Genomic DNA, 20,029 nt, shown 5'->3' on the forward strand with positions numbered 1-20,029 from the left:
CCAGCATGACCAAGGGGGACCTGTGCCGCTGTTATTCCTGAACGAGCGGTCCTACGGCAGCGCCTGTGATCCGCTGGACGCGGACCGGGCCATGACGGAGTTCGCCCGGACCGCGGTGGCGGTCGCGCGGGTGGACCGGGCCGGAACCACGCTCGTGAGCGACGTACCGCTGAAGGAACTCCAGGTCGCGGACGGATACCCCGTTCAGAAGTGGATGGGGAACCCGAAGAACCGTGACTCCTGGCAGCGGCTCCGGCTGATGCAGAGCAAGGCTCCCTTCAAGACGGTGCTCCCGAACGGTGAGGATCCGTTCGACATCGAGTACCGGTACCAGGGCGGTGTCGCGAAAGGCCTCGGCGGGGCCCACCTCATGGACGGCCTGGGCATCTCCGTGCCCGCGCAGGCCTGCTGGGACGCCAGCACCATGGTCCTGGAGTGCGAGCAGCTCGTCGAGTCGGCGGACGGTTCCACGGGCACCTGGGTCAGCGAGGTCGAGGTCCGGCACGTCTCCGTCGAGCGGCACCTGGACACACACCTCGCGTGGATCAGGGCGGCGCGTGACACCGCCGTCCACACGGGGGCACAGCTGTGGGAGAGGCGGGCGGACCTCTTCCCGCACCTCCAGTTCCTGCCGCGAGTCGAAGCCGACCTGCGTGTCCTGCCCCAGGTGTGGGTGGGGCCGGTGCGTCGACGTCTCATCGAGCTGGAGGAGGCCGTGGCCGAGTGGGACCCGGCAACACGGCCGGAGGGGCCGCAGTGGCGGTCATGGGTGACGGGAGAGCACGGGGAACGCAAGCGGGACTACGGCTGGTTCACGGACCTCGACGGACGGCCGGGGCTGTTCGACACGCACTCCCGGTTCACCCCGGACGAGGGGCGCGTGCACTTCCGGCTCGTGCCCGAGGACAAGGCGGTACGCGTCGCGTACCTGGGCAGGAAGCGCGGTATCTGAGGTCCCCGCACAACCCACCGTCCCTTACGGTGGGTGTGCGAATCATGATCCAGCGCAGAAGGGGGACCGCGCGTGCGACCGACGCTCGCCGCCGACCAGGTACGGGCCAGCCTGAGCCAGTATCTGTCGACCACGTACGCCCTGGCGGACGAGTCCACGCGGCGGGCACTGGAGCAGTTCCTCGGCGACCCCGACGACGGCATCTTCCGGGGGCCGTACCTGCGGATCCGCACGCCGTTCCGAGCCGCCGAGAACGACGACTGGCAGCGGCACCTCCAGTGGTGGCCGCGCGGATTCCATCCGCACCGGCACCAGGCCCAGGCCTGGGAGCGGCTCTCCACGCTGCACGGGCCCGCCGAGCCGACACTGGTCACCACCGGCACGGGCTCCGGCAAGACCGAGTCCTTCCTCGTGCCGCTGCTCGACCACTGCCGCCGGGAGCGGGAGGCCGGGCGGGGCGGGGTGAAGGCCGTCCTGCTGTACCCGATGAACGCGCTCGCGACCGACCAGGCCCAGCGCATCAACGACCACCTCGACAAGGACACACGGCTGGAGGGGGTCCGGGCCGGGCTGTACATCGGGGACAAGCCGTCCCGGGAGTTCAAAGAATCCGTCCGCAAGGTCGCGGTGGAGCGGGAGGAGATCCGGCGGACCCGGCCGGACATCCTGATCACCAACTACAAGATGCTGGACCTGCTGCTCCAGCGGCCCGAGGACCAGAAACTGTGGGAGGGCTCCTCCCTCGCGTACGTCGTCCTCGACGAGTTCCACACCTACGACGGCGCCCAGGGCACCGACGTGGCGATGCTGCTGCGCCGGCTCGGTTCCGTGACCGGGCTCTCGCGCGACGGGCGGCCGCTCGGGCCGGTCTGCCCGGTCGCCACCTCGGCCACTCTCGGCGAGACCGGGGCCGGATCGGCGGGCGGCTCCATGCTGGAGGTCGCCGAGCAGGTCTTCGGCGTGCCCTTCCCGGCGGAGTCGGTCGTCGGGGAGTCCCGGCGCAGCGTGCAGGAGTTCGCGGGGGAGAGCGACTTCAGCCTGCCCTTCCCGGCGCCCCAGGACGTCGTACTCCTCGGTGACCCGACCCGGGACGAGGGCGCCCTGGACCGGCTCGCGACGGAGTTCACCGGTGAGGCGGGGCTCACGCCCGAGGAACTGGGGGCCAGGCTGCGGCGGCACCGGCTCACCGCCGCGGTCCTGGAGATCCTCGACGGCAGTCCGCGTACGCTCGCGGAGCTCATGGAGGTCCTGCCCAGGTACGCCTACCACTGGGGCATGGCCGCCCAGCAGAAACCGACCGTCGCCGCCCAGGCCCTCGCCCGCTATGTCGCGCTGCTGTCCACGGCCAGGGACCCGGACGACCCCGGGCGGCCGCTGCTCTCCGTCGAGATCCACCACTGGGTGCGGTCCGTGTCCCGGGTGCTGCGCGGCATCACGCCCGCACGGGCCGAGTTCCGCTGGGACGACGAGCGGGTGACGTCCGGCGGGCTGCTCGTCCACAAGGCACCGGGCGGGAAGGACACCGACCCGGCGGACGAGGACGCCGCCGTACCGGCCGACGACAGCGCGCCCTCGCCCGCCGAGGTGTTCCTGCCCGCCGTGTTCTGCCGCGAGTGCGGACGCTCGGGGTGGGCCGCGCTCTCCCCGGAGTCGGACGCCGCCGAGCTCGACCTGAACGCCACCAAGATCCGCCGGGCATCGGTGGGGCGGGACAAACGCCGGGTACGGAACATGATCGCGGCGACCGCGGCCGAGGCCTACGAGACCGCCTTCGCCAAGGAGCCGGTGCGCGGCGGGCCCACCGTCATGGTGCTCGACGGGGACAGGGGCCGACTGCGGCCGCTCTCGCCCGAGAAGGACTTCGAGAAGCCGCGCGACGGGGGCGGGCCGAGTGTGGCGAAGCCGCTGCGAGGCGCCGCGTTCGTGGTCGTCGACCTCGAGGGCGACCGTGCCGCCGAGACCGACCAGTGCCCGGCCTGCCGCACCTTCAACGCCATCCGCTTCCTCGGCACGGGCCTCGCCGCCCTCGCCGCCGCCTCCATCACCCAGCTGTTCACCGGCGGCGAGCTGGACGAGAACCTCAAGGAGAACAAGACCCTCCTCTTCAACGACTCCGTCCAGGACGCCGCCCACCGCGCCGGATACGTCGCCAGCCGCTCGTACACCTTCTCCCTCCGCTCACTGCTGGCCAGCCGCGTCGACGAGGACACCCCCGTCGCGCTGAGCGACCTCGCCGCCGACATCGTCGAGGAGGTCGTCGACAGCCGGAAGGTGCGCGTCGCCGTCATCCCACCGGACCTGCACGTGATCCGGGGCGTGGACACCCTGCTCGCGGGCCGCAGCCACGGCTCCAGACCCACGTGGGAACTCATCGCGCAGCGGCTGGCCTTCGCGACGGTGATGGAGTTCGGGCTGAGGTCGCGGCAGGGGCGCACCCTGGAGCTGACGCGGACGGTCGCCGCGGAGGTGCCCCTCGAAGACCCCGACGGTGTGGCCGAGTTGGTGCGTGAGCTGCTGCACACCACACCCGGTGACATCGCCCTGCCGGACGGCTCCGTCCCCGGGCCGGACCGGTTCGTGGGCTATGTGCGCGGACTGCTGGAGCGGATGCGGACCCGCGGCGCCATCCGCCACGCCTGGCTGGATCCCTGGCTGGACCAGGCGGGCGTGCGTCGCTGGCTGATCTGGGGCGGCCGGAAAGCCGGCATGCCCGCCTTCCCGCCCGGAGTCTCCGCTCCCGCCTTCCTCCTCGGCAGCCCCAAGAAGGGCAGCGACGACTTCGACGTCCTGACCGGACGCCTGGGCTGGTACCAGGACTTCACACGCCGCGGCCTCGGCCTGCGTCAGCCGGACGCGGCGAACGCCTTCCTCGTCAGACTGTTCCCCGCTCTCGCCGAGGCCGGTGTCGTGTCCGTACGGACGGCCAAGGACGGGGCCACCCGGGTCTACGGCCTCCAGCCCGGCCATGTACGGGTGCGCAAGCTGTCGGACGAGGTCGTCGCCGAGGCCGGTGTGCGCTGCGCGGACTGCTCCTGGCAGCAGACCGTCCACCCGGACCTCGCCCACCACTGGCACGGCCAGCCCTGCCCGCGCTACCGGTGCGGGGGCCACCTCCACGCGGGACGCGACGGCCAAGGGAGCCTGCGACAGCGGGACTTCACCGACGACTTCTACCGGCGGATGTACCGCGAGGCCGGGGTCTTCACCATCAACACGGCCGAGCACACCGGCACCCTGGACCGGCCGAAACGGGAGGCCGTCGAGAAGGCCTTCCGCGACGGCACCGACGTCCACTACGCCAACCCGCAGGTCCTGTCCTGCACGCCGACCCTCGAACTCGGCATCGACATCGGCGACCTGTCGGCCGTGGTGCTGGCCTCGCTGCCCAAGGGGCCGGCCAACTACGTCCAGCGGGTGGGCCGGGCCGGACGCACCACCGGCAACGCCTATCTGCTCACCATGGTCGACCGCGGCCCGCGCGACCGGTACTACCTCGAAGACCCGCTCCGGATGATCGCGGGCGACATCCAGCCGCCGGGCTGCTTCCTCTCCGCCGTGGAGATCCTCCAACGCCAGTACCTGGCACACCTGTTGGACCTCGCGGGAGCCGGGCGGCTGCTGTCGGCGGACGGGACTGCGGTGTTCCCCCTGCCGCGTCTGGCCACGGCGCTGTTCGGCCGGGCCGGCTGGCTGTCCGACTTCACGGCGGCGGCGCTGGCGAGAGGGCCGGAGCTTGTCGAGGTCTTCCTCCGGCTCTTCCCGCCGTACGACGCGAGTCGAGGCACCGGCGTCAGTCCGGAGGCCGCCGACGCGCTGCGGAGGTTCGCGGCCGAGGGGATCGCCGAGTCCCTCGCCGACGCGACCCGCGAGTGGGACGGCCGCAGAGGCGAACTCCAGCGCCGTATCGCCTCCATCGACGACGCCATCGGACGGCTCGTCGCCGGCGATCCCGAGCACGACCGGCAAGGGCGCGAGCTGCGAGCCGAGCGCCGGGCCGTAGCCGCGCGCGCCGGAGTGATCAGCCGGGGCACCGCGCACGGGACCCTCGTCGACCTCGGTCTGCTGCCCAACTACAGCCTCGTCGACTCCACCACCGAACTGGAGGCCACCCTCCTCTGGCGGGAGGAAGGGACCGACGGGCAGCCCGAACACCACAGCAAGGTGCTCCGGTACGAGCGGTCCGCACGCCTCGCCCTGGAGGACTTCGCACCCGGAAACCACTTCTACATCCAGGGCTACAAACACCGAGTCAGCGGCCTCGACATCGGCAGCCCCGGCCGCCCGGCCTGGCTGTGGTGGCGGGTCTGCCCCGACTGCGGTCACGTCCGCACCCACAAGGCCCAGCAGGACTCCTCCGCCTGCCCGCGCTGCCGCTCGGCGGCCATCGGCGACGTCGGCTGTCTGCACAAGGTCCTCGTGCCGCACCGGGTGCACTCCCGGGACCAGCGCGACGACGCCCGGGTGCGCGACGACACCGACGAGCGCGAGCGGCGCCACTACACCGTCGTACCGGCCGTGGACATCCCGCACGACAGCGTGGTCGAGGCGTGGCGGCACCCCCGGGCCACCTTCGGCTGGGAGTACACCCGGCAGGCCACCGTCCGGCACATCAACGTCGGCGCGTCCCGCGTGGACGCCGTCGCGGACGACGCCTTCGCGGGCCGACGCGTACGGCTCAACCCCTTCTGGGTCTGCGACTCCTGCGGACAGGCCGACGCCGACGGCGGACCCGTCATGAACCAGGACGCCCTGATCCAGGTGAAAGCCACGCAGTACCACCGGCCCTGGTGTCCCAAGGTGCGCTCGGGGCTGACCGAGTCCAAGGCCCAGCAGACGGGCGTGAAGGTGTTGCTCGCGCACGTCCTGGAGACCGAGGCGCTGCGCATCCTCATCCCGGCCGTCACCGCCCACACCCAGGAACGGCTCGTCTCCTTCAAGGCCGCCCTGCTCGCGGGCATCGCCCAGAGCTACGGCGGCGACCCCGACCACCTGGCCGTCGTCACCGACTCCATGCCCGACCCGGACAGCGGCGGCGACCGGGACGTGCGCCGGCACTTCCTCGTCCTGTACGACGAGCTGCCGCGCGGCACCGGCTATCTGCAGCGGCTCGCCGGCCCCGAGGGCCTTCGGGACGTGCTGGCGCGGGCCCGTGAGGTCATCGAGAAGTGCCCTTGCGTCGAGGAGGGGCGGCCCGCCTGCCACCGCTGCCTGCTGCGCCACGTCGCCGACAGCGAGTACGAGCTGGTCTCCCGGGAGCACGCACTCGACATGCTCGGCGAGCTCTTCGGCGCCGAGGGCGAGAGCTGGGGCGCCAAGCCGGTCACCACCACCGGTGACATCAACCTGGCCCCGCAGGTCGAGAGCGAACTCGAAGCACTGTTCCGGCAGGGCCTCCTGGACTGGGCGGCACGCGACGACGTCGACGAGGCCAGTGTGCGTACGGCCCTCACACCGGACGGCGCACGCAGCACCGAGCTGCGCCTCACCGCGCCCGACGGCTCCGTGACGCGCTGGCAGATGGAGACACAGACCGACCTGGGCTTCACCCGCCCGGACGTGGTCTTCCGCAGGCTCGACGCCGAGGAGCTGCGGGTCGCCGTCTACCTCGACGGGTACCGCTACCACGCGAGTCCCGAGTGCGACAGGGCCGCCGACGACGCCGCCAAACGCACCCGGCTGAGGGCCTCCGGATGGCAGGTCTTCCAGCTGACGTGGGACGACGTCGAGGCATGGACGGGCCGACGCAAGCCGGTCGCCGACCCGGTGTGGGTGCCGTACCAGAACACCGCGCAGAAGACCGCGCTCGACATCCACCGGCGTCTGCACGCGGGTGACACCCGCGATCTGCCCCGCCTGGTGTGGGCCAACCCCGTCGACACCCTGATCGGCTATCTGACACGCCCGGAACCGGAGTTGTGGCGACGCCGTACGCAGAGCGCGCTCGCCGGGTTCGCCACCGTGTCCGCGACCAGCCGGGCACTGGCCGACGGTCCGGCGATCGCAGAGCGGCTGAGCGAGGCGCTGCGGGGCGGGCGGCTGGCCGGTGGGCAGGGAGCCGTACAGGTGATGACCACGCGGGACGCGAGTGGCTGCCCGCTCACCATCGCCCTCGACCTGCGCCGGGGGCAGGCCGGAGCCGTCTGGTCGGCGCTCACGGTGCTCGACGACAGGCCGGACGTCGTCAGCGCCGACGAACCCGCGCACCGGCGGCGCTGGCAGGCATGGCTGTACTGGACCAACCTGCTGCAGTTCCTCAACGAGGGCGAGGGCGACGGAGTCCAGCTGACGACCAGCCTGCTCGCCGGGTTCGACACGGCGGAGCTGGCCGTCACCGGCGGGGTGGGGTGGCTGACCTCGCAGCGACGGGCGGCAGCACCCGAGGCGGAGGTCAAACCGGCCTCCGCCGTGCGGGACCCCGCCTGGGACGAGGTCATCGGATACCTGGTGGAGGAGCCGGGGCTGGCGGACCTCGCCGTTGCCCTGGCCGACCGGGGAGCGCCGGTGCCCGAGGCGGGCCATGAGCTGGGCGCCGCCGCCTGGCCTGCCGAACTGGCCTGGCCGGACCGTCGTATCGCCGTCGTACTGGCTCATGAGGAGCACACCGACGGTACGCCCGACAGCGACGCCGAGGCCCGCGACAAGGCATACGCCGACGCGGGATGGCAGGCGCGTACGGCACCGGAATGGGACGCGGCAGAACTCGCCGCGCTGCTTGCGGACAACGAGAACGAGGAGCACGCCCGATGACCAGCCCCGCCACGCCGAGCACGGGGGCCACGCTGCGCCTGCTCGACAAGGCCGACAAGGAAATCGTCAAGCTGGACCGGGCGATCGTAGGGGCGGTCTACAAGTTCCAGCACGACTTCCGGAAGAACCCCGACGCCGGTGGATTCGACCTCAAACAACTCAAGGGCCACGACCGTCTGTGGTCCGCACGCGTCAACCGTGAGTACCGTGCGCTGCTGCTGCGCCTCGGCGGCAACGACTGGCTGCTCGTCTCGGTCAAGCACCGGGGACACGTCCACCAGAACCTGGACCGGCTCGCCTACGGCATCAACCAGATCACCGGTGCCATCGAGTACGTCGACCTCCAGGTGGTCGAAGAGGACGTCCTGCGTCGGGCAGCCCCCGAGCCCGCCCCCGCCGCTCCCCGTCAGCCGGTGGAGCAGCCGCTGTTCGCGCAGTACAGCGCCGGGCAGCTCGCCGAGCTCGGTGTCGCCGAACCGCTCATCCCCATCGTCCTCAAACTCACCAACGACGACGAACTCCTCGGCCTCGCCGAGTACGCGCCCCGCCACACCGGCGAGGTGCTGCTGCGGCTGCGGGACGGCTTCTCGTTCGCGGACGTCAAGGAACAGGTCACCGAGCCGGTCGCCGTCGAGAAGCCGGAAGAACTCGACTCCGACGACTGGCAGACCGCCGCGGGCCGTTCCCAGGCCGTCGTCATCACCGACGACGAGACACTGCAGAGCATCATCGAGGAAGGCGACTTCGGCCGCTGGAAGGTCTTCCTCCACCCCACCCAGGACAAGCTTGTGCGCCGGGCCTACTCCGGCCCCGCCCGGGTCAGCGGAGGGCCGGGCACCGGCAAGACCATCGTGGCGCTGCACCGCGTCAAGCACCTCGTGGACCGACTCCCTCCCGGCCACACCAAGCCCGTGCTCCTCACCACGTTCAACAAGAACCTCGCCGCCGACCTGAGGGCGCGACTGCTGTCGCTCGGCGGGCCCGAGACCCTGGCCCGCGTGGACATCGTGCATGTCGACCAGCTGGCGACGCGGGTCGTGCGGGAGTCCGACCCCGGCAACACCAAACGGCGCATGGAAGACTCCCAGGCCCTGGGCGAATGGCGTCAGTTGCTGGTGGAAGCGGGGGAGAACCGCTGGGACGCGGAGTTCCTGAGCGACGAGTGGAACCAGGTCATCCTGGGGCAGGCCGTGCACTCACGCACCGACTACTTCAAGGTGCGCAGGGCGGGACGTGGCCGCAGCATCACCCGTGCCGAGCGCGCCGAGATCTGGCAGCTCGCCGAACGTTTCACCCAGAGGCTGGAGCTGAAGGGACTGGAGACCCACCGGCAGGTCGCCGAGCGCGCCGCCCGTCTGGAGATCGACCGCAAGACCAAGATCGACAAGCGGCAGCAGCAGAAGGACGACCACGGCGGACTCGGAAACGTCCATGTGGAGTCCGGGTCCGGGGCGTTCCTGCGCTACCGCTACCGGCACATCGTCGTCGACGAGGCCCAGGACCTCAGCGCCGCGCACTGGAAGATGCTGCGCGCGATGGTCCCGGCCGGGCCAGACGACATCTTCCTGGTGGGCGACACACACCAGCGGATCTATGACAACCAGGTCACCCTCGGCAGTCTCGGGATCAACATCCGTGGCCGGTCGGCCCGGCTCACCCTGAGTTACCGGACGACATGGGAGATCCTCCGCTCCGCCATGGGAGTGCTGGAGGGCGTCGACTACGACGACCTCGACGGTGACCAGGACACACTGGGCGGGTACCGCTCCGTCCTCCACGGGCTCCGTCCGACACTGCACGAGGCCGACAGCTGGGACGAGGAACTCGACCTCGTCGTCGAACAGTTGAGGACGTGGACCGACGTGCCCCGGGAGTCCGTGGCCATCTGCGTACCGACGAACCAGATGGTCGCCGAAGTCATACAGCGGCTGGGACGCAGAGGCATCGTCTCGACGGAGATCACCCGGGACGGACCGAGGAGCGATGAGGGTGTGCACGTCGGCACGATGTACCGCTTCAAGGGGCTCGAGTACCGATGCATGATCATCGCGGGTGTCGCGGAAGGACTGGTGCCGAGGTCGTCCGTCGACGCGTGGGAGCACACCGACGCGCTGCGCCACAGGCGTGAGCTGCAGCGCGCCCGCTCGCTTCTGTTCGTGGCCGCTACGCGGGCCAGGGACGCACTGGCGATCTCCTGGAACGGGGAGCCGAGCCGCTTCCTGAAGCCTTTGAGGGCGCGGGCCGGACGGTGACACAGGCGCCGGGGCACTCCGCCCATGGCGCGGTGCACTTTCGTCCGGTGGGGGTGCGGGCGCCTCGCCAGGCCCCGCCGCGCCCATCCGGCGGGGCCTCTCCCGTTGCGTTCATAAAGAACATGGCCTCTGCAGGGATCGTCACATCGCGGTAATACGGGCATCCCATATCCTCCAAGTCCGCGCCCTACGGTGGAGCGCACACGTACACGCACACGCTCGCCCTACGGTGGAGCGCACACGTACACGCACACGTGCACGCACACACCACCAACGCCCCGGCCGCCGTCGCCCGAAGGCACCCCCCCGCCCTCACCCGACGACAGGAGCCCCGTGTCCCGCCGCGCCGTCCTCGCCCTGCCGCCCTGGCTCGCCCATGCCCTGCGTGCGCAAAGGGGGCCGGTGCCCTGGAACGCGGTGCTGCGAGGAGCGTTGGCCGGCGGACCGCTGCTGCTGGTCGCCGTGGTGTCGGGGCGCCCCTCCGTCGGGGTGCTCGCCGCACTCGGCGCCATGCTCGCCGGCATCAACGACCGGCCCGGCAGCAGGCGCGTCGCCGTGCAACGACTCGGCGTGCCCGCGCTCGCCGGAGCCGTGGGGCTCCTCGCCGGGACGTACGCCGGACAGTACGCCGGAGCCGTCGTCCTCACCGTGCTGCTCACCGCGCTCGGCCTGCTCGCCGGCGCGATGAGCGCGGTCGGGACCGTGTCCTCCGGTGCCGGCACCCAACTGCTGGTCGCCGCCGCGATCGGCGCCGGGATGCCCCTGCCGGAACCAGGATGGGAGCGGGCGCTGGCCTACCTCGCCGGCGCCGGATGGCTGCTCGTCCTGCGTCTCGTTCTGCCCACGCCCGCCGTTCTCACCGCCGGTGACTACCGCTTCGACGGGGAACGCGACGCCCTCGCAGACGTGTACGACGCGATCGCCGTCCTGCTGGACGCCGTCGGCACCCCGGACGCGACCGCCCGCCGCGCCGCGCTGACCGCCGCTCTCGACCATGCCCAGGACGCGCTCGCCGGGCCCCGGCTGCGGCGGTACGCCAGTTCGTCGGCCGAGCGGCGACTGCACGCCCAGTACGCCGCCGCCCTGCCGCTCGCCGAGGCGGCCACCGCGTTGGCCTGGGCCGGGGACGCCGACGTCGGCCGGGCCTTCGAAGGGCCTCGACGGCTGGCCGATGCCGTGCGCGGCAACAGCGCCACCGGACCGCTGCCCGCGCCCTCCCGCTCCGCACCCGAACTGCGCGCCCTCGACGACGCGCTGCTGCGCGCCGCCGAGGCCTTCGACCGGGGCGGCGACGCACAAGACCTGCACACTCGGCGCCGTACCGTCGGATCGCTCGTGCGACTCGGCCTCGGGTCCGGCGGGCGCGAGTACGGGCTGCGGGTCGCCCTGTCGTTCGGGGCCAGCGCGGCTGTCGCGCAGGTGCTGCACCACCAGCACTGGTACTGGCTGCCCGCGACCGCCGTGTTCCTGGTCAAGCCCGACCTCGGGCCGCTCGTGTCCCGGGTGCTGTGCCGGGCGGCGGGGACCGTGCTCGGCGCCGTGCTCTTCGCCGGGTTCGCCGCCGTGCTGCCCCGGCCGGAAGGGCTCATCCTGCTGGTCGCGGTCAGCGGGGCGCTCATACCCGTCGCCACACGGCACTTCGCCGCCCAGACCGCCGTCGTCACCGTGCTCGTCCTCGCCCTCGTCATGGTGGGCGGCGATCCCCAGGCATCCTGGAGCCGCATCGCCGAGACGCTGCTGGCCTGCGCCATCGTGCTCATCGTCGGCCACCTGCCGATGCCGAAGGGGCAGCGCGGCGGGGGCGTACGCGCCCGGCTCGAAGAAGCGGGCACGGCCGCGCACGCCTACCTCGCGCACGTCCTGAACGAGTCTCGCGCGCCGGTGGGCGCCGCCTTCGAAGCGACGGGGGCGGCCGGTTCGGGCGGCACCTGCGCGTCGACGGGGGCGTCCGTGTCGGACGGGATCTTTGGGGCGAGCGGGTGCGACGCGGATGTCCCCCTCGCGGCGGAGGAGCAGCCCGGCAGGGATGTCCGCGCCCGCGAAGGGAGCGAATCGTTTCCGTTCAATGGCGGGGCAACGCCGAACGGTGTGTCCGTGTCCGTCGGGGCCGCGCTGCCCGGCGAGTCCGACGATCGCGCCGCCCGCTGGACCCTGCGCCGCGAGGCGTACCGCGCGCTCGCCCGGGCCCGCGCCGCGATCGCCCTCTCCGGGGCCGAACTGCCCGCCCTGGCCCGGCACACCGAGGGCACCGACGAGGTCGCCGCCGTACTCGAACGACTGGTCGACACCACCACCGCGTGCGCCGTGCACCTCGACGACACCGGACGGCTCACGCGCCGGCACACCGAGCGGCTCACCGCACTCCTGGACGAACTCGCACGGCACCAGAGGCACGCCCGTGTCAGCCTCCCCGAGATACGGGACGTGGTCGGCCTACCGGCCAGGACGGGCCGCACCTCCTGAGCGAAGCCCTCACGTCCGAGCCACACCGCCGGATGCCCGACTCAGCCCCTCCCGAGCCCGTCATCGTCGTACGGTGACGGCATGACGCCCTCTCCGCCTCCCGCAGATCTCGTCATCACCGGCTGCACCGCCCTCGTCCACGACGAGGACGAGGGGATCGCCTTCGTAGAGGACGCCGCGATCGTCGTACGGCAAGGGTCGATCGAGAGCATTGGGCCGGCGGAGGAGGCGGCTCCGGTGCCCACGGCGGAACGTATCGACGCTCGCGGCCAGGTCGCGATGCCAGGGCTGATCAACTGCCATACGCACGCCCCGATGGTGGCGCTGCGCGGCCTCGCGGAGGACATACCGGCGGAGGAGTGGTTCAACGACGTCATCTGGCCCGTCGAGTCCAATCTGACGGCGAAAGACGTGGAGTTGGGGGCCCGGCTGGCCTGTGCGGAGATGATCCGTGGCGGGGTCACCTGTTTCGCCGACCACTACTTCTCGATGGACACCGTCGCCGCCGTGGTCGAGGAGACCGGGATGCGCGCTCATCTGGGAGAGGCCTTCTTCTCCTCGCAGGGGCCCGAAGGCCGGGAGAGGTCACTGCGGTTCGCGCTACGGCACCGGGGCGCGGCCGGCGGTCGTATCACCACCGCGCTCGCCCCGCACGCCCCCTACACCGTCGACGAAGCCGACCTCGCCGCGACCGCCGCGCTTGCCGAGGCGCACGGCCTCCCGGTGCATCTGCACGCCGCGGAGAGCCGTGACCAGACCGACAACAGCCTCGCCCGGCACGGTGTCACGCCCATCGAGGTCCTGGAGCGCACCGGACTGCTCGGCGTCGCGGCGGGCGTCCTCGTCGCGCACGGCACCGGGATCGTCGAGCGCGACCTGCCGGTGCTGGAGCGGGCGACGGGCCCGGTGGCCGTCGCGACGGCGCCCCGCGGCTATCTGCGGTTCGCCTGGCCCACGACCCCGGTGAGGGCCCTGCGCGGCATCGGCGTGCCCGTCGGGCTCGCCACGGACGGGGCCGCGTCCAACAACTCCCTCGACGTGTGGGAGTCGATGGCCCTCACCGCGCTCCTGCAGAAGTCCACCGAGGGCGACCCGCGCTGGCTGACCTCCCGCCAGGCCCTGCACCACGCGACGCTGCAGAGCGCCCGAGCCGTGGGCCTGGGGGAGCGGATCGGCAGCCTGGCCCCCGGCCGGCGCGCCGACATCGTCCTCGTCGACCTCACCGGCCCGCACACCCAGCCGGTGCACGACCTCGCCGCCACCCTCGTGCACAGCGCACGCTCTGCCGACGTCCGCACCACGATCGTCGACGGCCGCGTCCTCATGCGCGACCGTGTACTGCTCACGGTCGACGTGTCGGCGACCGCGCGGGAGCTGGAGGACCGGCTGGCCGCCCTCACCGACCGCAGCCACGGCGGTCGCGTCCAGGACTACGACAAGCCGCCGGAGTGATGCACAGAGTCACCGGAACGTGTGGTTCTTGCGAGGCATCTCACGACCTTCATTGACCAGGTGTCAACTACGTCTCAGTACCGTCACTCGCCGAGCCGTTCACCCCATGATTGGCGTTTACATCTACGGACGACGAGCTACGCGTACAGCGTGACATGGAGGTGCAGGGTGAACGGGCGAATGGTGCTGGGGCGCTTTCCCGCCGGTGGACCGCGCGGCTCGTGGCCGGCGGAGGAGTTCGCGCACGCGGCGCGTCTGGAGGGTCAGCAGGCCGAGGTCGTGATGGACATCGCGACGGACACGTTCCTGGTCATCGTGCGCGGCGCCGACACCGCGGCGGGTGCCGCGGCCTGACCTCGGCCGGCGGGTGCCGCGGCCTGACGTCGTCGGGCGGGGGCCCGGCCTGGCCTCGGTCGGCGGCGGGTGTCGCGGCTGGCCCCAGTCGCGGGCGGATCCCAGCCCGCGGTGGATGCCGTGGCCCGGGTCAGCCCGCTTCGGGGGCGGGTGCCTTCGCCGCGAACTGTCCGGCCTGGAGCGAGTACAGCTCCGCGTACACACCGCCGGTGGCCAGGAGTTCGTCCGGGGTGCCGGACTCCACGAGCCGTCCCTGGTCGAGGACGTGCACCAGATCGGCGTGGCGGACCGACGCCAGCCGGTGCGTGATCAGGACGACCGTCTGCCCGGTTCCCGCCAGCGCGCGGATCTTCTCGAAGACCTCCAGCTCGGCCCGGGCGTCCAGGGCCGCCGTCGGCTCGTCCACGATCAGGATGCGCCCGCGCCGGTACGCGGCCCGCGCGATGCCCAGCCGCTGCCACTGGCCACCCGACAGCTCGTGCCCCCCGCTGAAACCACGTGCCAGAAGAGTGTCGAGGCCTCGCGGCAGGTCCTCCACCACGTTCTGTGCCCCGGCCTCGGCGACGGACGAGGCCAGACGCTCGTCGGTCAGCGGCGCCGAGGGGCGGCCGATCGCCATGTTGACGCGGGCAGTGAAGGGCCACCGCTTGAAGTCCTGCGCGACCATCGCGATGCGCTCGGCGAGCTGCCGCCGGTCGGCGGTGGCCGTGTCCACCCCGTCCCATGTGATCTTTCCCTGGTCCGGCGTGTACAGGCCGGCGAGCAGCTTGACCAGGGTCGTCTTGCCCGAGCCGTTCTCGCCGACCAGGGCCACGATCTTGCCCAGCGGCACGGTCAGGGTGACGTCGTCGAGCGCCGGCCGGCCGGCCTTGCCCGGGTAGCCGAAGGTCACGTTCTCCACGCGGATCTCGCGCGGGTCCTCGGGCAGCGGATCGCCGCCCTCCGGGATGGCCCGCTTGGCGGCCTCCACGTACAGGCGCTGCATGTCACCGACGAAGAGGGCCTCCTCGTGGAGGGAGTTCACCTCGAGGACCAGCGTGTCCAGGCTCGACGAGCCGGTGCGGATCGCGATGACCGCCGTACCGGCCACCGACAGCGCCATGGTGCCGCCGAGCAGCAGCCCGCCCAGTGTCGCGTACGTCGCCACGGTGGCCAGCCCGGTCCAGACGGCCGCGTACAGGCCGGTACGGGCGGCCAGCCGGGCCAGGCGCGCCTGCTCGGCCTCCGCCGTCTCCGACATGGCGCGGAAGTGACGGAGCAGGAACGGGCCCACACCGTGCACCCGGATCTCCGGGGCGGCCTCCGGCTCGATCAGCAGGGAGCCGATCAGATAGCCCGCGCGCGCGTGCTGCACCCAGGCGTGGAAGGACTCGTAGCGGCGGCGGGCGATCGTCAGGGCGCTCCAGGCGCTCGGCAGGGTCATCGTGATGAGCAGCGGCAGCAGAGCCGGGTGCAGCACGGTCAGCACACCGGCGGCCGCGATCAGGGAGATCAGGGCGTTCACCACGCGCGCCGAGTAGCTGATCATGCGGCGGGCCGACTGGGCGCCGTACTTGGCGGTGTCCAGCAGTTTGTGGAAGCCGTCGTCCTCGATCGCGGACAGCTCCACGGCCGCCGCCCGCTCCAGATACAGCTCGGTCGCCACCCGCTCCACCTTGGGCTCCAGGCGCCCCGTGGCATACGTCGACGCCGCGCGCAGCAGCGTGGCCACCAGCATCACGGCGGCGATGGTGACGAGCGCGGGGGCGGCTCCCCGTAACCGCTCCTCGACCGTCCCGTCCGCCATCAGCCGGGCCAGGACCGCGTTCACCGCGAACAGGCTCACCGCCTGGGCCAGGCCGCGACCCGTCTCGGCGGCCAGCACGGTCCGGGCCGCCGGGCGGTCCGCCTGCCAGGCCAGCCGGAAACTCGACGCCAGCAGCGACGGCAGCCGCCGCACCATCCCACGGAAGTTCAGCTCCAGGAACGCGTCCGCGTGCTGCGACCACCCCATGTCGTACCGCAGCGGGCCCCCGAACAGCAGCAGCTCCGACTCCGACGTCTCCGGCTTGCCCCTGTCACGCGCCTTGCCCACCGGTGGCCTCCCCCGAGTCGTCGCCGACGGCCACTATCCCCGTACTCTCCGTTTCCGGCCAGGGCGCACGACAGCCCACCATCCCGCACCCGGAGCACACGGGGCGCTCGGAGACGAGGCAGTGCGCCCCGAACGGGGCGCGGAACCGCGCGACACGCCAACGACGGAGCCGCAGCCGCGATCCGGCCGGCCCCACCGGGGGAGCCCGTCCCGGAGGCCCGTCCCGGAGGCCCGTCCCGGAGGCCCGTCCCGGAGGCCCGTCCCGGAGGCCCGTCCCGGAGGCCCGTTCCGGAGGCCCGATCAGAAGGCCGCCACGGAGTCGGACGCCGAGACCTACGCCGTCATCGTCCGAGACCACGTCGGCGTGGTTCCCGTGACCCGGCAGAGCGCCAGGTACAGCGGTATGGGTGGCGTATAAGGAATCGTCCCCTCCGGCCTGAGGATCAGCCCAGGCACGGCCGAACCGTCGGAGACCAACGCTCCGGTGGTGTAGTGGACCGGCGCAGGCCACTCCAGCGCGTAGTCGGAGTCGGCCGGCACGATCCACCACCAGTGGGCCCGGTCGGCGTAGACGCAGCCCACTCGGGGCAGCCGGGGCAGAACCATCGGCCCGAAGCGGGCCGGAACGGCCACCGCGTCGCACCCCATGGGCGCGGTCATGCCCTCGGGCAGCGGAAGCGGGCGGGGCGTCACCGCGGCCCGTTGGGCGCGGCGCAGTCGGGTCAGGGTGTCGAGGCTCACCACGCGGGCCACTCTGCCCCCACCGGGGGGCCGAGTGGGACCGATCGACGCGCTCACACCCATTCGGCCCCCGTCCGCCGTCCGACTTCTGTCCGAACTTCGACTTCCGCAGGCCTCCCGGCGCCGGCAGGACGCTCCATGCCGGCAGGACGCTCCATGCGGGAAGGATGCTCCATGAGGGAAGGACGCTCCCGGCGGGCAGGGTGTTCGGTGCGAGCCGGCCGCCCGGCGACAGCAGGACGTTCGGCGTTGTCGCGGCTGTCGCGGCTGTCGAGGCCGTGGCGGGCGTCGAGGCCGTGGCGGGCGTCGAGGCCGTGGCGGCCAGCGAAGCCGTCGCGCCCGTCGGTCCTTGCGCGGTCATGACGGCCGTCGGAGCCGGCGCGGTGAAGCGCCTGCGCCTCGTCCTCCCTGTCCTCCGTGGGCGGCTTCTTGGCGCCCCACCCCAGGTCGGCCCGAGCCTCCACGTCGGTGGGCGCGGCCGTGGACGGAGACGGGGCCATGGACGGAGACGGGACCGTGGACGGCCTCACCCCCACCCCGGTCGCCAGACTCGCGCCCGCGTCGGGGCAGATCGCCTCGGCGACCAGCGCGCGCGGTACGTCCGCCCACACCAGGAGCCCCAGCCCGATCGGCTGCGCTCCCCAGGAGCGGCAGAGGGACTCTATGAGGAGCAGCCCTCTCCCGTGTTCCTCCTCGGGCCGCTGCGGCGAGGGGTGCGGCTCACCAGGCGTGCAGCCCTCGTCCCGTACCGCTATGCGCACCAGATCGTCGCCGTCGTGCAGCTCGCAGACGATCTGGGTGCTCGCGGTGTGCACGATCGCGTTGGTCACCAGCTCGGACACGACCAGGGCGGCCGTGTCGCAGGTGTCCTCGCAGAGGGCCCAGCCGGTGAGCTGGGTACGGGTCACACGCCGAGCCTGGGCCACGGCACCCGGGTGCGCGGCCAGCTCGAACCGAAACCGGCGCTCGGCGATTGTCGTCTCGGGGCGCGCCCCGGCGGCCGGACCGGGACCGACACGGTCTCCGGCGGCGTCTGTTCCTAACGGCGCGGGGGGCGGAATCACGCTTGCCACTATCGCCCCGCCATGAACACTTGGCAAGTGTCACTCTGAAAATTGCAGAGTGCCGTGTGACTCTCTGAACGGTCATGGCACACTGCACGCAACAGCACGTGTAGCGGCGCCAGTTGGAAATCCCTCGCACAAAGTCCTTATGTACGCACAGTGTTCGTTTGGGTACACGGACCAGCACGGTGGCGGGCGGGGCTTCGAACGGCGCCGCCGGGCTGTCAGGGCCGGACAGAAGCGGACGGGGCCGGCGAAAACCAGGTCGACGCAGGTGAGTCAGATGAGGAGAGGGGCGAGATGAGCGAGCCGCGGTCCGCGCCGACGGTCGGCCAGGTCGTCCTCGGTCGCCGACTGCTGGACCTGCGCGAGCGGGCGGGCATCAAACGCGAGGAGGCCGCGCGCATCCTGCACGTCGCCGCCGCCACGGTCCGCCGCATGGAGACCGCCGAGGTCGCCCTCAAGATCCCTTACCTCCAACTCCTGCTGAAGGCGTACGGGATCGGCGACGAGGAGGCGGAGACCTTCGTCCGGCTCGCCGAGGAGGCCAACAGGCCCGGCTGGTGGCAGCGCTACCACGACATCCTGCCGGGCTGGTTCTCCATGTATGTCAGCCTGGAGGGCGCAGCCTCCCTGATTCGCGCCTACGACCCGCACTTCGTCCCCGGACTGCTGCAGACCGAGGATTACGCGCGTGGCGTCATGACCTCGGGCGCCATCGGCCAGACCGAGCCCGAGGACATCGAGCGCCATGTCGCCCTGCGCATGCAACGGCAGGAACTGCTCACCCGTGAGGGCGCGCCCCGGCTGTGGTTCGTGATGGACGAGACCGCCCTGCGCCGCACCGTCGTCGGCCCGACGGTCATGCGTGCCCAACTCGACCGACTGCTGGAGACCATGGAGATGCCCCATGTGACGCTGCAGGTCGCCACGTTCGACACAGGACCGCACCCGGGCACGTACGGGCCGTTCGTCCTGTTCCGATTCGCCATGCCGGAGCTTCCGGACATGGTCTACAGCGAGTACCTGACCGGCGCCGTCTACCTGGACGACCGCTCCGAGGTGGCGACCCACCTGGAGGTCATGGACCGCATGGCGGCGCAGGCCGCCACGGCACAACGCACGAAGGAGATCCTCCGGGATCTCCGCAAGGAGCTCTGAAGACCGAATGGATCGCATCAACATCAAGCCGCAGTCGCGCACACACGCGCAGTCGCAGCACGCTCACACCCGCATGCCGGTCTACAACGGAATGCCGGCCCGGGAACTGGGCAGCGAGGGCTGGCACAAGCCCTGGAGCGGCGGCAACGGAGGCAACTGCCTGGAGGCCATGAAGCTCGACGACGGCCGTATCGCCGTACGGCAGTCCACCGACCCCGACGGGCCGGCGCTGATCTACACACCCGACGAGATGAACGCCTTCATCCAGGGCGCGAAGGCGGGGGTGGCCGACTTCCTGCTGTCCTGAGGCCTGTTGCGCCCTCCCTGTTGGTTCAGCCGATCCCCCTGTGTTGGCACTGAGTTGACTACCTATTGCTTCACCTATTGCTACGCCTACTACTGCTTCACGTGCTGCTGCGGCAATCCCTGGAGTTCGTCATGAGCGGACGTCCGTCGAGATCGACACGAGCAGACCCCACCCCGCGCGGATGTACGACTGGTACCTCGGCGGCAAGGCCAACTACCCAGCCCCGTCGACGAGGCGATGGGCAGGCAGATGCCGCCCAACTTGAGTCCGGCGGTCGCTTGAGTCCGGCGGTCGCTTGAGTCCGGCGGTCACTTGAGTCCGGCGGTCACTTGAGGCCGATGGTCACATGCGTGCGCTGCGTGGGCCAGGGGGGGTGCCTCTATGTCCTTCGTCAAGGCCCGGCTGGTCATGCGGTGGCTGCTTCGGGGAGCCGTGATTCGTAGAAGGTGCCGTCGCGGAGCA

Annotated in this window: 11 protein-coding genes and 1 pseudogene; 9 read left to right on the plus strand and 3 right to left on the minus strand. The window is 71.7% G+C overall.

The genetic code is table 11. The annotated features are described in order from the left end of the window. Window positions 1–22 precede the first annotated feature (22 nt). The 6 genes from ACFY9I_RS35740 to ACFY9I_RS35765 all read left to right on the plus strand — a co-directional run bounded on the left by ACFY9I_RS35740 (window position 23) and on the right by ACFY9I_RS35765 (window position 14,220). Window positions 23–952, plus strand: coding sequence for a hypothetical protein (locus ACFY9I_RS35740; protein WP_391009542.1), 930 nt, complete (start codon window positions 23–25; stop codon window positions 950–952). A 72-nt stretch (window positions 953–1,024) separates the two neighbouring features. Beyond that, window positions 1,025–7,699: a DEAD/DEAH box helicase gene (locus ACFY9I_RS35745; protein WP_391009545.1), complete on the plus strand. Its 6,675-nt coding sequence runs from the start codon at window positions 1,025–1,027 to the stop codon at window positions 7,697–7,699. Further along, window positions 7,696–9,951, plus strand: a complete 2,256-nt coding sequence (locus ACFY9I_RS35750; RefSeq protein WP_391009547.1) for a UvrD-helicase domain-containing protein — start codon at window positions 7,696–7,698, stop codon at window positions 9,949–9,951. Before ACFY9I_RS35745 ends, ACFY9I_RS35750 begins: the two co-directional genes overlap by 4 nt. A 333-nt stretch (window positions 9,952–10,284) precedes the next feature. Further along, window positions 10,285–12,414 (plus strand): FUSC family protein, encoded by a 2,130-nt coding sequence (locus ACFY9I_RS35755; RefSeq protein ID WP_391009550.1) that lies wholly within the window; start codon window positions 10,285–10,287, stop codon window positions 12,412–12,414. A gap of 81 nt (window positions 12,415–12,495) precedes the next feature. Then, the gene (locus ACFY9I_RS35760; RefSeq protein WP_391009553.1) at window positions 12,496–13,866 is read left to right on the plus strand and encodes an amidohydrolase family protein; all 1,371 of its coding nucleotides are present in this window, start codon (window positions 12,496–12,498) and stop codon (window positions 13,864–13,866) included. Window positions 13,867–14,034: 168 nt separating this feature from the next. Continuing rightward, the gene (locus tag ACFY9I_RS35765; protein ID WP_391009581.1) at window positions 14,035–14,220 is read left to right on the plus strand and encodes a hypothetical protein; all 186 of its coding nucleotides are present in this window, start codon (window positions 14,035–14,037) and stop codon (window positions 14,218–14,220) included. 130 nt (window positions 14,221–14,350) lie between these two features. On the opposite strand, the gene ACFY9I_RS35770 is transcribed toward ACFY9I_RS35765, so the two are convergent. The 3 genes from ACFY9I_RS35770 to ACFY9I_RS35780 all read right to left on the minus strand — a co-directional run bounded on the left by ACFY9I_RS35770 (window position 14,351) and on the right by ACFY9I_RS35780 (window position 18,108). Next, on the minus strand, window positions 14,351–16,294 hold the full coding sequence (locus ACFY9I_RS35770; RefSeq protein ID WP_391009556.1) for an ATP-binding cassette domain-containing protein: 1,944 nt from the start codon (window positions 16,292–16,294) through the stop codon (window positions 14,351–14,353). A gap of 333 nt (window positions 16,295–16,627) precedes the next feature. Beyond that, window positions 16,628–17,098: a hypothetical protein gene (locus tag ACFY9I_RS35775; RefSeq protein ID WP_391009558.1), complete on the minus strand. Its 471-nt coding sequence runs from the start codon at window positions 17,096–17,098 to the stop codon at window positions 16,628–16,630. Continuing rightward, complete coding sequence (locus ACFY9I_RS35780) at window positions 17,089–18,108, minus strand: ATP-binding protein (RefSeq protein ID WP_391009561.1); 1,020 nt, start codon at window positions 18,106–18,108, stop codon at window positions 17,089–17,091. Before ACFY9I_RS35780 ends, ACFY9I_RS35775 begins: the two co-directional genes overlap by 10 nt. Window positions 18,109–18,399: 291 nt before the next feature. On the opposite strand from ACFY9I_RS35780, the gene ACFY9I_RS35785 reads away from it, so the two are divergent. The 3 genes and pseudogenes from ACFY9I_RS35785 to ACFY9I_RS35795 all read left to right on the plus strand — a co-directional run. Continuing rightward, window positions 18,400–19,260: a Scr1 family TA system antitoxin-like transcriptional regulator gene (locus ACFY9I_RS35785; protein ID WP_391009563.1), complete on the plus strand. Its 861-nt coding sequence runs from the start codon at window positions 18,400–18,402 to the stop codon at window positions 19,258–19,260. A 7-nt stretch (window positions 19,261–19,267) separates the two neighbouring features. Further along, window positions 19,268–19,567: a DUF397 domain-containing protein gene (locus ACFY9I_RS35790; protein WP_391009565.1), complete on the plus strand. Its 300-nt coding sequence runs from the start codon at window positions 19,268–19,270 to the stop codon at window positions 19,565–19,567. A 115-nt stretch (window positions 19,568–19,682) separates the two neighbouring features. Further along, window positions 19,683–19,819: pseudogene (locus ACFY9I_RS35795) on the plus strand (SAM-dependent methyltransferase); the annotation flags it as partial. Window positions 19,820–20,029: the final 210 nt, after the last annotated feature.

Origin of the sequence: Streptomyces sp. NPDC012510, assembly GCF_042955065.1 — a bacterium.
Taxonomy (GTDB): domain Bacteria; phylum Actinomycetota; class Actinomycetes; order Streptomycetales; family Streptomycetaceae; genus Streptomyces.

Bases quoted from the DNA above. Each gene is read 5' to 3' on its own strand.
- ACFY9I_RS35750 (WP_391009547.1), top strand. From the start codon at position 7,696: ATGACCAGCCCCGCCACGCCGAGCACGGGGGCCACGCTGCGCCTGCTC.
- ACFY9I_RS35760 (WP_391009553.1), top strand. From the start codon at position 12,496: ATGACGCCCTCTCCGCCTCCCGCAGATCTCGTCATCACCGGCTGCACC.
- ACFY9I_RS35775 (WP_391009558.1), bottom strand. From the start codon at position 17,098: ATGGGTGTGAGCGCGTCGATCGGTCCCACTCGGCCCCCCGGTGGGGGC.
- ACFY9I_RS35785 (WP_391009563.1), top strand. From the start codon at position 18,400: ATGAGCGAGCCGCGGTCCGCGCCGACGGTCGGCCAGGTCGTCCTCGGT.
- ACFY9I_RS35790 (WP_391009565.1), top strand. From the start codon at position 19,268: ATGGATCGCATCAACATCAAGCCGCAGTCGCGCACACACGCGCAGTCG.